Source organism: Candidatus Formimonas warabiya (assembly GCF_002777255.1).
GTDB classification, from domain to species: Bacteria; Bacillota; Dehalobacteriia; order Dehalobacteriales; family Dehalobacteriaceae; genus Formimonas; species Formimonas warabiya.
The window spans coordinates 3495040-3509611 of the sequence record NZ_CP017634.1 but is presented as its reverse complement, the minus strand read 5'-3'; the positions used below and the strand labels follow the sequence as shown (position 1 = coordinate 3509611).

The 14572-nt window shown below is 52.4% G+C and carries 14 protein-coding genes; all 14 read left to right on the top strand.

Going from position 1 to position 14572, the window contains the following annotated elements:
- The 14 genes from DCMF_RS16105 (at window position 1) to sdhB (ending at window position 14567) form a co-directional block, all read left to right on the top strand.
- On the top strand, window positions 1-1113 hold the full coding sequence (locus DCMF_RS16105) for an NADH:flavin oxidoreductase (RefSeq protein WP_148135359.1): 1113 nt from the start codon (window positions 1-3) through the stop codon (window positions 1111-1113).
- Between the two features lie 105 nt (window positions 1114-1218).
- Window positions 1219-2001, top strand: coding sequence for an enoyl-CoA hydratase-related protein (locus DCMF_RS16100; protein ID WP_148135358.1), 783 nt, complete (start codon window positions 1219-1221; stop codon window positions 1999-2001).
- Between the two features lie 46 nt (window positions 2002-2047).
- Window positions 2048-3034, top strand: a complete 987-nt coding sequence (locus DCMF_RS16095) for an amidohydrolase family protein (RefSeq protein WP_148135357.1) — start codon at window positions 2048-2050, stop codon at window positions 3032-3034.
- A gap of 75 nt (window positions 3035-3109) precedes the next feature.
- On the top strand, window positions 3110-3262 hold the full coding sequence (locus DCMF_RS16090; RefSeq protein ID WP_236860042.1) for a methylmalonyl-CoA mutase family protein: 153 nt from the start codon (window positions 3110-3112) through the stop codon (window positions 3260-3262).
- A gap of 278 nt (window positions 3263-3540) precedes the next feature.
- Window positions 3541-5082, top strand: a complete 1542-nt coding sequence (locus tag DCMF_RS16080) for an acyl-CoA carboxylase subunit beta (RefSeq protein WP_148135355.1) — start codon at window positions 3541-3543, stop codon at window positions 5080-5082.
- 201 nt (window positions 5083-5283) lie between these two features.
- Window positions 5284-5430, top strand: a complete 147-nt coding sequence (locus DCMF_RS29270) for a hypothetical protein (protein WP_214658656.1) — start codon at window positions 5284-5286, stop codon at window positions 5428-5430.
- A gap of 271 nt (window positions 5431-5701) precedes the next feature.
- On the top strand, window positions 5702-6595 hold the full coding sequence (locus DCMF_RS30245) for a methyl-accepting chemotaxis protein (RefSeq protein WP_148135354.1): 894 nt from the start codon (window positions 5702-5704) through the stop codon (window positions 6593-6595).
- A 29-nt stretch (window positions 6596-6624) separates the two neighbouring features.
- Window positions 6625-8229 carry an acyl-CoA mutase large subunit family protein gene (locus DCMF_RS16070; protein WP_148135353.1) on the top strand — a complete coding sequence of 535 codons (1605 nt, stop codon included), beginning with the start codon at window positions 6625-6627 and terminating at the stop codon, window positions 8227-8229.
- 22 nt (window positions 8230-8251) lie between these two features.
- Window positions 8252-8656, top strand: a complete 405-nt coding sequence (locus tag DCMF_RS16065) for a cobalamin B12-binding domain-containing protein (protein ID WP_148135352.1) — start codon at window positions 8252-8254, stop codon at window positions 8654-8656.
- Between the two features lie 24 nt (window positions 8657-8680).
- Window positions 8681-9895 carry a CaiB/BaiF CoA transferase family protein gene (locus DCMF_RS16060; RefSeq protein ID WP_148135351.1) on the top strand — a complete coding sequence of 405 codons (1215 nt, stop codon included), beginning with the start codon at window positions 8681-8683 and terminating at the stop codon, window positions 9893-9895.
- A 434-nt stretch (window positions 9896-10329) separates the two neighbouring features.
- Window positions 10330-11220 (top strand): succinate--CoA ligase subunit alpha, encoded by an 891-nt coding sequence (gene sucD, locus DCMF_RS16055; RefSeq protein ID WP_148137945.1) that lies wholly within the window; start codon window positions 10330-10332, stop codon window positions 11218-11220.
- Window positions 11221-11324: 104 nt separating this feature from the next.
- Entirely contained in the window at window positions 11325-11939 is a 615-nt protein-coding gene (locus tag DCMF_RS16050; protein WP_148133605.1) for a succinate dehydrogenase/fumarate reductase transmembrane subunit, read from the top strand.
- A gap of 110 nt (window positions 11940-12049) precedes the next feature.
- Window positions 12050-13810, top strand: coding sequence for a succinate dehydrogenase flavoprotein subunit (gene sdhA, locus DCMF_RS16045; RefSeq protein WP_148133604.1), 1761 nt, complete (start codon window positions 12050-12052; stop codon window positions 13808-13810).
- Window positions 13803-14567 carry a succinate dehydrogenase iron-sulfur subunit gene (gene sdhB / locus DCMF_RS16040; RefSeq protein ID WP_148135350.1) on the top strand — a complete coding sequence of 255 codons (765 nt, stop codon included), beginning with the start codon at window positions 13803-13805 and terminating at the stop codon, window positions 14565-14567. The genes sdhA and sdhB overlap by 8 nt, the downstream gene beginning before the upstream one ends.
- Window positions 14568-14572: the final 5 nt, after the last annotated feature.

Sequence of the window (14572 nt, the reverse complement as noted above, 5' to 3'; positions counted from 1 at the left end):
ATGAACATTCTCGAACCTGTAAAGTTTAAAAACCTCGAGCTCAAGAACAGAATTGCCTGGACACCGGCGGTCACCTGCCTCGCAGACCAAGATGGCATGATGACCCCCGAACTGATCGACCGTCACATGAAACGCGCTAAGGGCGGTTTCGGCCTTCTTATGGTCGAAGCTTGCGGCGTTAACAAAATGAAGAGCCCCGGCCTGCTCCGCCTCTGCGGCGAGGAGTATGTCGAAGGCCACAAGAAACTGAACGATGCTTGCCATTCGTTTGGCGCAAAAACCACCATTCAGTTGATTCACTACATGAAACAGTCCCCCCGCAACAACTACAAACGCCCGATCGAAGAAATGGACAAGGCAGAGATCCAGGGCGTTATTAAGGAGCACATCGATTCCGCTATCTATGCTAAAAAAGCTGGTTACGACGCAATCGAGCTGCACGTTGCCCACGGCTACACCCTTTCTTCCTTCGTCTCCCTGCTGAACTACAGAGATGACGAGTATGGCCGCAACACCAAAGGCCGCTGTAAGATCGTTACCGACATCATTGCAGCCTGCCGCGAAGCGCTGGGCGATGACTACTGCATCGGTCTGCGTATTTCCGGTGAAGAGTTTGTTAAGGGCGGCAACACCCTGAAACAGACCACCGAATGCGCTAAGATCTTCTGCGAAGCCGGCGTTAACTTCATCAGCGTATCCGCCGGCGGCAAAACCGAAGACGGCCCGTGGTATACCGGTTATTCCGGCGAGCGCTGCATGGCTCCCGCTTCCTATCCGCAGGGCCTGCACGTATATCTGGGCAAGGGCATCCGCGAAGTCTGCAAGGGCTACAATGTTCCTGTTATCATCGCCGGCAAGCTCGACACCCTTGAGTTTGGCCAGAAGGTCATCGACGAGGGCGGATGCGACATCGCTGGCTACTGCCGTCCCGGTATCGCTGATCCGGAATTCGTCAACAAGGCAGCTGCAAAAGATCCCAGCCTTGTTAAATGCGTATACTGCAACACCTGCATGGACCGTGACCGCGCTCATGTGCCGGTTAACTGCATCATTTGGGAGAAGGTCTGCGAGAAGAAGGGCGTCGATCCCTATGCTCCTCTCTACCAAGGCTAATATCATTTAAATGCATGCGAAGGAAGCCTTGCTTTCTTTTGAAACAAGGCTTCCTTACTCCGCGCCCGACACTGCGGCGTACAAATAAGGAGGTTGCAACAAAAAATGGCATTTCAGGATATCATTTATGAAAAGTATAATAACCGGGCCAAGATTACCATTAACAGACCTGAAAAGATGAATACGTTCACCAATCACACACTAAACGAGATGATCATGGCGCTGCAGAGCGCGTGGACTGACAAAGAGGTTGGGGCTATCATCATCACAGGGGCAGGAGATCGTGCGTTTAGTATTGGCGGCGATATGACAAATGAAGCTGAACCTCAGCTCCTTGAAAAGCTGCCCATGCCCAATCTGTGCGCTCAGCTTTTGCAGACCATCCGCACCATCCCTAAACCGGTTATAGCAGCAGTCAACGGTTATGCCATCGGCGGCGGTCATGTAATTCATGTCGTCTGCGATCTCACCATCGCAGCCAGCACAGCGAAGTTTGGTCAAGTCGGCCCGAAAGTCGGAAGCTTTGACGTCGGCTATGGCAGCGCATACCTTGCCCGCATAGTCGGTGAAAAGAAGGCTAGGGAATTCTGGTACATGTGCAAACGTTACACAGCAGAAGAGTGTTTGCAGATGGGACTTGTCAATGCGGTAGTCCCGCCGGAAAAACTGATGGAAGAAACGGATAAATGGGTTGACACCATTGTCGGGCACAGCCCAACCTCCCTGGCTGCGGTGAAAATGTCTTTCAATGCGGACACAGAATCTGTCTGGGGTATTCAGTCCATGGCAGGTATTGCGCTTAATATGTATATAGACACAGACGAGGCATTAGAAGCGCACAACTCGTTTAACGAAAAGAGACCTCCCAACTATGCCCGCTACCGCTAATGCGTTTGAGTTTCTGAAAGATTAAACATTAAAGGAGGAAAGAGTCATGGCTAAGCCTGAAGGAGACAGAATCCCGAAAACTCTTGAACAAAGAGGCTTCTACGTATTGGATGTCCACGCACATCCCAATGTTAAGGGTGGATACCCTCCCGCAATGAAGGCCACGCTGTCCGCCAGAAAATACACCCAGCCAAATTGGGTCGGAAAGTCGGGCAATAGAACCTTAGAGGACTTGTATGAAGAATTTCCTGAAAGAGATGTAATGGCAAAAGATGCGATCGCCCACGGCGTAAAAATGCAGCCGGTCGGCTGGGATGCTACGAGCAGTACCGGAGAAAAGCCCGTCAGCAACGATTTTGTTTACGGTTTGTGGAAGGAGTTCCCCGATGCGTTTTTAGGAGCATGGGGTTCAGTAGACCCTTGGCAGGGCCAGAAGGCCCTAGAGGAAGCAGAAAGAGCTCTTACGGAACTGAAATTGATCGGTTTAAAGTTCCAGCAGTGTTCTCAACGTTTCTATGTCAACGATAAGAAGTTCTATCCCTTATGGGATCTATGCCAGCAACTAGGCGCGCCAGTTCAATTTCACGTTGGCTATACTGGATTAGGCAGCGGCGGCCCCGGCGGAGATGGGTTTTACAGTATGTCTTATTGCCAGCCTCTTCATGTAGATGAAGTAGCTGCGGATTTCCCGAACCTGAAGATCATCGCGTTGCATGCGGCGGAACCTTGGCCCGAAGTTATCAACCATGTGGCTATGCATAAGGGGAATGTGATGCGCGAAACCTCCGGTATGTGGCCCAAATATTTCCCTCATTGTATGACGTATGACATGAACAGACGTTTACAAGACAAATTCGTATTCGGTTCCGAGTGGGGATATTTCGATCTCGGCGAACTCCTGAAACAATGGGAGGAGATAGATCTAAGACCTGGTATAATGGAAAAAGTAATGTATAAAAACGCCCTCAATTTCCTTGGCGAAAGGTTTGAGAAGTGTGGACTAGACTTAAGTCCTTGGAAAGGATTAGTCTAACAGAATCAATGACCATGCGCCAATAGTTGGTATATGTCAAACGTTACTCGGCGGAGATGAGCGCATCTTCTGGAATTGCCCGATGGGGCCAACGAGCGCTTTCGCTATCTGATCGAGCAGGGGCAGACGGGTTTCTCCGTGGCGCTGGATTTCCCCACGCAGATGGGTTACGAACACAGAGCCGGTAGTCGGTCATTGAATGAATCCATCAGAGCATCGACTCGGTAAAGGAGCAGGACTGACACCACCTAGCGGGCAAGCAGAACGAAGGAATTGAGGGCATCGACCCTGTTAGACATGGGGGGATTGCTGCTGCGGGATTTGTGGGTTACCGTATGACCTGTCATCAAGAAACCACTTGAAGCTGTTTTGCGATACCCTTTTCCCCGCTGGATTTGGCGCTTGACGCCGTCCATACCCGTAGCCGCTTTGCGCAACTGGCGAGATACTGTGATTTCGGGAGCTATCGGAAGAAAATTAAAGATTATTGGAGGATGGTCATAAGTATGAATCAGAAGCTTCAAACCATGCTGGATAAAAAAGCACACATTATGCTCCAAGGCGGGCAAGATAAAATTGACAGGCAACATGCGAAGGGCAAGCTGACCGCTAGAGAGCGAATCGACTTGCTGTTTGATCCAGGCACCTTCGTGGAATACAACATGTTCGTAAAACCCAGGGCAACCCGGTTCGGCATGGATAAAGTCGACGCACCAGCAGACGGGATTATCACGGGGCACGGGCTTATCAATGATAGAAAAGCCTTTGCGTACTCTCAGGATGCCACCGTGCTGGGAGGAGCGATGGGTGAAATGCATGGATTGAAGCTAGCCAGGATGCAGGAGTTGGCGGTGGAAGCTGGGGTACCCATCATCGGGCTCAACGATTCCGGTGGCGGCAGACTCCAGGAAGGGCCTGGAGCGTCAGTATACGGTACCGTCTTTTATAACAACGTGATGGCGTCCGGAGTCATTCCGCAGATTTCAGCTCTCATGGGTCCTTGTGCGGGTGGCGCATCTTATTCCCCGGCTCTCAATGATTTTATCATCATGGTCGACAAGACCAGCAAAGCTTTCATCACCGGTCCTGCCGTCATCAAAGAAGTAACCGGTGAGGACGTAGACTTCGAAACTCTGGGCGGTGCAATGACGCACAGCACCAAATCGGGCCTTTCTCAGCTAATAGCGATCGACGACTATAACTGCATCGAACAGATCAAATGCTTGTTGAGCTTTTTCCCCGATAACTGTCAACAGCTTCCCCCGATCTATCCAACAGACGATGACATTTATCGCAGGAACGAAGAACTCAACGACCTTGTTCCCGTTAATCGACGCAAAACCTACGATATAAAAACCGTTATTACAATAATCGCCGACGACAATTTCTTTTTTGAAATTTCTCCGTTATTTGCCCGCAATATTGTGGTCGGGTTTATTCGCATGGGTGGTATGCCGGTCGGTGTCATCGCCAGTCAACCTAACTACATGGCGGGTTGTCTCGACATCAACGCATCCTGCAAAGCGGCGCGCTTTATCCGAACCTGTGACGCCTTTAATATTCCGCTTCTGTCGATCGTGGATGTCCCGGGATACCTGCCCGGGGTCAAGCAGGAACATGATGGCATCATCAGGCACGGGGCCAAAATGCTCTACGCATGGGCGGAGTCGACGGTCCCCAAGATCGTCATGCCGATCGGAAAGTCCTATGGCGGCGCCACGCAGGCGATGTGCAGCATAGACATGAAGGCGGATTTCATCATTGCATGGCCAAGCTGTGAACGTGCAGTGGTTGGATCCGAAGGCGCCGTGAAGGTACTTTATAAAAAAGAGATCGAGCAGGCTGAGGATCCTGCCGCGGCCAAGGCAAAGTACACGGAAGAGTACGAAGAAGAATTCTTAAACCCCTACCGTTCCGCTGAACTCGCAAAATTTGAGGATGTGATTGAGCCAGCTGAATCGAGAATGAAGATCATCCAAACGTTGCGTATGTTTTGGGGTAGAAAAAAAGAGCGCCCAGCACGCAAGCATGGGAATATCCCTCTGTAAGGGAGTACGCTAGAATATCGGAGGATTTGCTAAGCCAGTCTCTTAATTAGAAGGCGAAAGAAAACCGGATTTTGCTAAGTACCGAAAATAGTTGGTAAGCTCTAATTATTTTGAAAAACAAATTTGTTGGTTCGCCTCAAATAAAAAAGTTGGACGTATCGGGGGAATTTTGGGACCATTGATCATGGGTCGCTGCTGGGCATGGGCTTTTCCCTTCAGCAGAATTTCATGATTATCACCATTCCCAGTTTAATCGCCGCTTTCGGCATGATGGTGGTCCAGGAACGATACGGCTATAGCCAAACTTTTGCGGTTGCCCGACAGAAGCAGGAAAGCGGAACCGCTTGAAGCAGTTTTAGAACTGCGAATACAGCGTGAGAAGTGCAAATGCCTGACTAACTTGGTGTTTGACTTCCGTCATCAAGCGGCAGGGGACACAGTTATTGGGGACATTCCTCTGTAAAAGGTGTGTCCCCTGACTGCTCAGGAATGTCCCCAATTTATGCGGACGACGTAAGCAAGTTCTAAGGTTTGGTTGTATTTTACCAAACCTTAGAACTGCGAATACAGAGTAAGCCAAATTAGTCAGGTAAAAAAGGTAAAAGGGGGAGATGACCCAATGGATGATCAAAACAGAGACGGGGAGGGACAACAAAGCCTGGAAGTACTTTCCCTGCCGCCTGAAGAAAAGGACCCCATTTTAGAGTATTTTGTGCGGCTGGCGCCGCTGATTCAGGAATTGATTCCTTTGGACTGTATGATTGGCATATCCGACCGGGAAAAGTTTCTCTACAACCTGGATGGGCGAGAGATTAAAAATCCTAAGGCAATCCCTGGGAAGCCTATTCCCGGGGAAAGCGGTCTCAGCAAGGCGATTCAAAAGGAGGGGACGGTCAGGATCACGGTATCCGGGGAGACTTACGGGGGACCGGCATTCAAGACTACCACCGTACCTGTAAGGGATGAGGCGGGCCGTGTTATTGGTGCCGTCGGACTGGCCTTAAGCCTGTCCGCGCAGGATGCCTTGACGGAGGTTGCCGGCACTGTGGCTACCCTGGCCCGGGATGCGTCGATGGCGGTAGAGGGGCTGGCGGAGTCGGCGCAGAATCTGACCAGGCACCATGAAACCCTTCTTTCCGTAGTAGAGGAAGTGCGCCAGCAGGTAAGCAAGACCGAGACGATTTTGGGTTTCATCAGGGAAGTGGCGGGAAAATCCAACCTATTAGGCCTAAACGCTGCCATTGAGGCGGCCCGGGCAGGGGAAGGCGGCAGGGGATTCTCGGTGGTGGCTGAGGAAATCAGGAAGATGTCGGCCTATAGCACCAATTCCGTGAAGGAGATCAAAGATATATTGGTCGCTATCAACGAAAAGGTGGGCAAGATGGCCAAAAGCATTTCCCAAGTGTCGGACGAGGCCCAGAATGAAGCCGCTGCCACAGAGGAGATTTCGGCATCCGTCCAGGAGCTGGCTACCCTTGCGCAAAAAATAGAAACAGTGGCCCAGATCATTTAAAGCAAAAGAATAACAGGGTGGTGAAAAACATGTCCCAAAAAGAAAAAAAGTATCAGACCATGTCCGGGATACCTTTAAAAGAACTTTATGCTCAGACGGATCTGGAGCGTATTGAATTTGATGATAACCAAGATTTAAATAGATCCGGGCAATACCCTTTTACCAGGGGGATCAAGCCTGGGATGTACCGGGATGAGCTTTGGATTATGGGCCAGTATTCCGGATTTGGCTCCGCCGAGGAAGCGAATCTGCGCTACCGGTACCTGCTGGAGCAAGGACAGACCGGCTTTTCTATTGCTCTTGACCTGCCTACCCAGATCGGATTGGATTCCGACAGTTCTCTTTCCTGCGGGGAGGTGGGCAAAGTAGGTGTAGCCATCGACAGTCTGGAGGATATGGAAAAGCTGTTTGACGGCATTCCCCTGGAAAAGGTGCGCCAGATCAGAACCACCGCCAACTCCATCGGTCCTTTAATGACTGCCCTGATTGTGGGCTTTGCCGAGAAAAAGGGCATCGATCCCAACATGATCAAGGTTCTGCTTCAAAATGACCCTTTAAAGGAATATTTTGCCCGGGGTACCTACGTTTTTCCTCCCGACGCGGCTGTGAAGCTGGCCGTAGACGTGATTGAGTACTGTGCCCATCGGCTCACCAATTGGGTTCCCCAGGCCCTAAGCGGATACCACATCAGGGAAAGCGGTGCTACGGCCGTTCAGGAGCTGGCTTTTTGCTATGCCAACGGCATCAGTTATTTTAAGGATGCGGTGGACCGGGGGCTGAATATCGATCAGTTCGCCCCGAAAATGTATACCTTTTTCGCCGCCCAGATGGATCTGCTGGAAGAAGTCGCCAAGTTCCGGGCGGCCCGCCGGGTCTGGGCAAAAATGATGAAGGAGCAATATGGGGCGAAAGATCCGGACTCCATGAAGCTGAGCATCCTGGCTTATACCGCCGGGGGGGCTCTTACCGCCCAGCAGCCTCTGAACAATGTGGCCCGGGTGACCATTGAGGCTTTGGCAGCGGTTTTGGGCGGGGTACAGACATTGGCCACCTCCTCTTTTGATGAGGCCTTTTCCATACCTACGGAGCAAGCCGTCACAGTGGCCTTGCGCACCCAACAGATCATTGCCCATGAATCGGGCATTGTTAATACCGTTGACCCTCTGGGGGGCAGTTATGTGGTGGAGAGCCTTACCTCGGAGATTGAAAAGGGAGTTCATAAATACCTGGGCCGAATATCGGAGATGGGCGGGGCCGTGGCATGTATCAGAAGCGGCTATTTTCAAAGAGAACTGGTCAAAGAGGCCTATCAATACCAGAAATCTATCGAGACCGGGGAGAGAATCATCGTGGGCGTAAATGCTTATCAAAGCGGCCAGGAAGAGAATATCCCCATCTTTGTTACCGGCCCGGAAACTGAGGAGAGACAAGTAAAAAGATTGCATGAACTAAGAGGGCGGCGTGACGGGCTGGCTTTGGCCAAGGCCATGGATCACCTGAAGAAAGAGGCCACAGCGGGGAAAAACATTATTCCGGCCGCAGTGGAGGCGGTAAAAGCTTATGCCACGCTAGGCGAAATAACCGAGTGTTTGAAGGAAGTTTACGGTACTTATAAAGATCTGGGCATATATTAAACAGCTGGAGGGGATCGCACCAATGGAAAAGAAAATAAGGGTTTTAATCGCAAAACCCGGATTGGATGGGCATGACCGGGGGGCTAAGGTGATCGCCAGCGCGTTAAGGGATGCCGGGATGGAAGTGGTCTATACCGGCCTGCGTCAGACTCCCGAGCTGATCGTAACTTCAGCGATTCAGGAAGATGTTCAGGTGATTGGATTAAGCATCCTCTCGGGAGCCCATCTGGTGTTGGTAAAAAACATTATGGCGCGGCTGGGGCAGGAGGGAATTGAGGATGTCTTGGTGATCCTGGGCGGCATCATCCCTCAGGCGGACAGGCAGAGCCTGAAGGAAATGGGTGTGGGTGCCGTTTTCGGCCCCGGCAGCCGGTCGGAAGAAATAGTCGGTTTTATTCAATCCCATTTCGAAAATAAAACAATCTAATTTGTAAGAGGGGAGGACTTTACCATGCAAGGAAAACCTTTGGAAGGAATCAGGGTGCTGGCGGTGGAAACCCAGGTGGCTGTTCCCTTTTGCACGATGATGCTGGCGGATGCAGGAGCGGAAGTGATCAAGATTGAAACGCCGGGGCGAGGCGACGTGGCCCGGGAACCGGGTCCCATCATCAAAAATGAAAAGGGAGAAAAAGTAAGCGGATATTTTTTGCGCTTTAACCGCAATAAAAAAAGTATTACCTTGAACTTAAAAGATCCCCAGGGCCTGGAAATCATGAAAGAGCTGATCAAAAACAGCGATGTGCTGTTGGAAAATTTGAGCCCGGGCACGCTGAAAAAAATGGGATTGGGCTATGAGGTGGTACAAGAGGTCAACCCGCGCCTGATCTATGGTTCTGTGAGCGGTTACGGTCAGATGGAAGGACTGGAGGGCCCCTACTCCAAAAGACCTGCTTATGACATCGTCATTCAGGCGATGGCCGGGCTGATGCATTTGATTGGCAATGAAGACGGTCCCCCCCTGCACCCGATGATTGCTTTCGGCGATGTGGTACCGGGCATGATCATGGCCTATGCCGTGATGTTGAGTCTCTATAACCGGCAAATGACAGGCCGGGGCGATTATATCGATATTGCCATGTTCGATGTGATGATGGCCCTCACCGAAAGGGCCAATACCCTGTATTCCTTGACAGGAAATGTCATGAGCCGGGGCAAGGAGTCCCTGATCCATCCCTGGGGAGCTTACAAGACCAAAGACGGCTATGTGGCGATCATCGTACTGGAAGCAAAGATGTGGGAACGTTTTTGTGATGTGATCGGGCATGGGGAATTTTTTGAAGATCCCCGGTTTGCCAACGCCATGCTGCGGGCCAAAAACCGCCGGGAGCTTGATCCCGTAATTGAGCAGTGGATGGAGCAGTATACTTCCGAAGAGGTGACGGAAAAGCTTTTGGCCGTGGGGGTCCCCTGCGGTCCGGTAAGATCCTCCCAGGACCTTTACCATTGCGCGCAGGCAAAAGCCCGGCGCATGTGGGTGGAAGTAAATGATCCGGTGGCATCTACCATCAAATTAGTAGGCAACCCGGTAAAAATAAAGAGTATGCCTGTGGAGACAAAGGCTGATCCTGCGCCCCTTCTGGGCCAGCATACCGAAGAAATATTATCAGCCGTCCTCGGGTTTGACCGGGAAAAGATCGAAATGCTGAAAAACGGGAAATTAATCTAACCTGACTAACTTGGCGTAAGTCCCCCGCCATTAGAGGTCAGGGGACACACTAATTGGGGACATTCCTCAGTAAGAGGTGTGTCCCCTGACCTCTATAGGAATGTCCCCAATATATGCGGGAGTCCAACGCCAATTAAGTCATGCATTTGCAGTTCTAGGGAAATCAAAGGGACGGTTCTTTTTGCTTCTCTGTTTAAGTAAGGAAAATATGGATAAATAAGTCCAAAGATAAAGGAACAGGGAACTGTCTGGTAAAAAGATAAACAGACAAGTCCCTGTCCCCTTTTCTGCGTCCTCTTGTCTATTAAAATGAAACCTCGCGAAATTGGGACGGGAGATCCTGCGGGAAGTTGGCCTGGAAGCCTTCGACACCATGCATGAAGCCGCCCAAAAAGCTGTTCAGTTGGCAAAGAACGAAGGGGGGAGAAGCACAGATGGCGATCTATATTGATCAGCATACCCAGGTATTAATTCAGGGAATCACAGGAAGGCAAGGGACCTTTCATGCTTGGCAAATGGTAAAGTACGGCACAAAAGTTGTCGCAGGGGTCTCTCCCGGGAAAGGCGGGCAGAAAATTGATGATATTCCCGTATACAACACCGTCGCGGAGGCCGTCAACGACCAGCCCATCGATGCCTCCATCCTTTTTGTGCCGGCTGCCTCTGCCAAGGATGGGGCTTTTGAAGCCATGGCCGCCGGCGTGAAATTGCTGGTTTTGCTGCCGGAGCATATTCCCATCCATGATGCCATGGCGATCGTCAACTACGCAAAATGTAAAGGAACCACGGTGATCGGACCCAATACCTTTGGGGTGGTATCTTCCGGAAAATGCAAAATCGGCATTCCGCCCAACCAGTATTTTGTGCCGGGTCCTGTCGGGGTAGTGGCCCGTTCCGGCACCTTAAGCTATGAAATCGTAGGGGCGATGGCGGCGGAACGACTGGGCACAACGACTGTCGTCGGTTTGGGGGGAGACCGGGTGGTGGGATTAAACTTCATCGATGTCCTGAAAGAATTTCAAAAGGACCCGGAGACAAAAGTGATCGTATTGGTGGGAGAAATCGGCGGCACGGCAGAAGAAGAAGCGGCGGCCTACATCAAAGAGCACATCACGAAGCCCGTTGTGGCTTACCTTGCCGGCAAGAGTGCCCCGGCCGGAAAGCGGATGGGTCATGCGGGGGCGATCATAGAGCGGGGCATGGGCACCTTTGAAGGGAAGGTGAAGGCGTTAAATGCTGTGGGTGTAGACGTGGCCACGCTTTCCTTTGAAGTCCCTGAACTGGTAAAGAAAGCTTTAAATAAGAAAATCGCCTTTGGCGCATAAGCGCTCATTTCATTCGCCTAACAGCCAAGGTAAATTTTCTTGATAGCAGAAAGTATTTTATACTCTCTTAGCTATTAAAAATCAGAGAGAAAGGGGAAAAAAGATTGGGAGAGAAGAGCAATTATCTGATCCGGAAAGTACACTCCTTACTGGGAATCATCCCGGTAGGGATCTTTCTCATGGTGCACTTAAGTTTAAACAGCACGGTATTCTTTGGGGGATACGCCAACTACCTGGTGACGGTAGAATGGATGAAAGGGCTTCCCCTGATCATGGTAGCGGAGGTAGTGATCATCGGCATCCCCATCTTGTTTCATGCCCTATATGGGCTGTGGATCGTCTACGTAGCGAAAAACAATGTGCTGAAATTCCCTTACCTGAGGAATTGGGCCTTCTACCTGCAAAGGATCACGGCCGTGATCACCCTGGTCTTTCTCCTGGCCCACGTAGTGAGCTTAAGATTCCTGGAGCATGAGCCGGCCGCCGTAATCCAGAGCCTGGCGGGGAGCCTGCATCATCCCCTCTTCTTCATCCTGTATGCGGTAGGGGTCTTATCCGCCCTCTTTCATTTTGCCAACGGGCTGTTCACCTTTCTCATCTCCTGGGGGATAGCGGAAGGAGACAAAGCCCAGAGAATCTTCACCTGGTGCTCCGGGGCGGTCTTCGCCGCCCTGGGCATCCTCGGCATCAGCATCCTCAGCGTGATCGCCCGTTTCTAAGGTCTTAGAGAAATCCTGCATCGGCAGTGCTCAAACTGGGGCAAAAAACCCTTGCGCCAGAAAAGAACCAAGCGACATGCAGACAAAAACCAGTAAGGGAGGGAAAACCCTTGAAGAAACCAAAAATCATCGTCGTGGGGGGCGGCCTGGCCGGCCTCATGGCCACCATGAAAATCGCCGAAAAAGGGATACCCGTCGATCTCATCTCCCTGGTGCCCGTCAAACGGTCCCACTCCGTCTGTGCCCAGGGCGGGATCAACGCTGCCCTCGATACCAAAGGAGAAGGAGATTCCGTCTGGGAACACTTTGACGACACCATCTACGGAGGAGACTTCCTGGCCAACCAAACCCCGGTCAAAAACATGGTAGAAGCCGCCCCCGGCCTCATCTACACCATGGACCGCATGGGCGTCATGTTCAGCCGGACGCCGGAAGGACTCCTCGACCTGCGCCTCTTCGGCGGGGTCAAAAAAAGACGCACCGCCTTTGCCGGGGCCACCACCGGACAGCAGCTGCTCTACTGCTGCGACGAACAAGTACGCAAACACGAAGCCGCCGGCCTGGTCACCAAATACGAAGGATGGGAATTCCTCTCCGCCGTCATCGACGACCAGGGCATCTGCCGGGGGTGCATCGCCCAGAACCTGGCCACCCTGGACATCCGCTCCTTTAGCGGCGACGCCGTCATCCTGGCCACGGGAGGGGGCGGCCTGATCTTCGGCAAAAGCACCAACTCCGTCATCTGCACCGGCAGCGCTGCGGGAGCCGTCTACCGGCAAGGGGTCTGCCTGGCCAACATGGAATTCATCCAAATCCATCCCACCGCCATGCTGGGGGACGACAAAACCCGGCTCATGTCCGAATCCGCCCGGGGCGACGGGGGCAGGATCTGGACCTACAAAGACGGCCAACCCTGGTACTTCCTGGAAGAAATGTATCCCGCTTACGGCAACCTGGTACCAAGAGACATTGCCGCCCGGGCCATCTACCAGGTCTGCGTCGAAATGGGCTTAGGCATCGAAGGGCAAAACCAGGTCTATCTCGACCTCACCCACCTGCCCGCCGACTTCCTCACCCGGCGCTTAGGAGGCATCCTAGAAATCTACGAAAAATTCCATGGGGACGACCCCAAAAAAGTACCCATGAAAATCTTCCCCGGGGTGCACTACTTCATGGGCGGCCTCCATGTCGCCTGGAACCACATGACCTGCATCCCCGGCCTCTTCGCCTCCGGAGAATGCGACTACATGTATCACGGCGCCAACCGTTTAGGAGCCAACTCCCTCTTATCCGCCCTCTACAGCGGCACCGTCTCCGGCCCCGCCGCGGTCAAATACGTCACCGGCTTAAACAAACTGGGGGCAGAAGATCAAAAAGCCCTGGACCAAGAACACCGGCGCCAGGTAGAAATAGACGACAGCGTCAAAAAAATGCACGGCCCAGAAAACCCCTATCAACTGCACCAGGAAATGGGGGAAATCATGTCCCAGAACGTAGCCATCGTCCGGCACAACCCGGCTCTCGAAAAAACCGACCAGGTGCTCCAGGAACTAAACCAACGGTGGCAAAACATCAACATCGTCGACCACAACGAATACAACAACCAGACCATCCTGTTCACCAAACAGCTGAAAAACATGATGGCCATGGCCCGGGCCATCACCCTGGGCGCCCTAATCCGGAACGAAAGCCGGGGCTCCCATTACAAACCCGCTTATCCCCAAAGAAACGACGAAGAATTCCTCAAAACGTCCAAATCCCGGTGGACTGAAAAAGGGCCCGTCATCGAATGGGAAGAAGTAGACACCTCCCACATCCCGCCCCGGAAACGGGTCTACAACGTCGACAAGGAGGCGGCCAAAAATGGATAAACAGATCCAGCTCAAAATCAAACGGCAGGACCAGCCCGGCGCCGGCCCCTACTGGGAAGAATTCCGGGTACCCTACAAACCCAACATGAACATCGTCTCCGTGCTCATGGAAATCCGGAAAAACCCCGTCAATGCCCGGGGAGAAAGCACCAACCCCGTCGTGTGGGAATGCAACTGCCTAGAAGAAGTATGCGGCGCGTGCACCATGCTCATCAACGGCGTGCCCAGGCAATCCTGCTCCGCCCTCATCGACAAAATCTATGAGAAAACCGGCTTCGGGACGCCCATCACCTTAGCACCCTTAAGCAAATTCCCCGTGATCCGGGACCTCATGGTCGACCGAAAAATCATGTTTGACAACCTCAAAAAAGTCAAAGCCTGGGTGCCCGTAGACGGCAGCTTCGCCATCGGCCGGGGGCCCAGATTTACCGACCGGGCACACCGCTGGGCCTACATCATCTCCCGGTGCATGACCTGCGGGTGCTGCATGGAAGCCTGTCCCAACGTCAGCGCCAAATCCCAATTCATCGGCCCCGCGGCCATCGCCCAGGTACGGCTCTTCAACGTCCATCCCATCGGCGCCATGCACCAAGAAGAACGGTTCGAGGCCCTGGTGGGGGCGGGAGGGATCCAAGAATGCGGCAATGCCCAGAACTGCCGCCAAGTCTGTCCCAAAGAAATCCCCCTCACCACCCATATCGCGGCCATGAACCGGCAAAGCCTCAAATACACCCTCAAACGCTGGTTCACCACCTAAGGGTA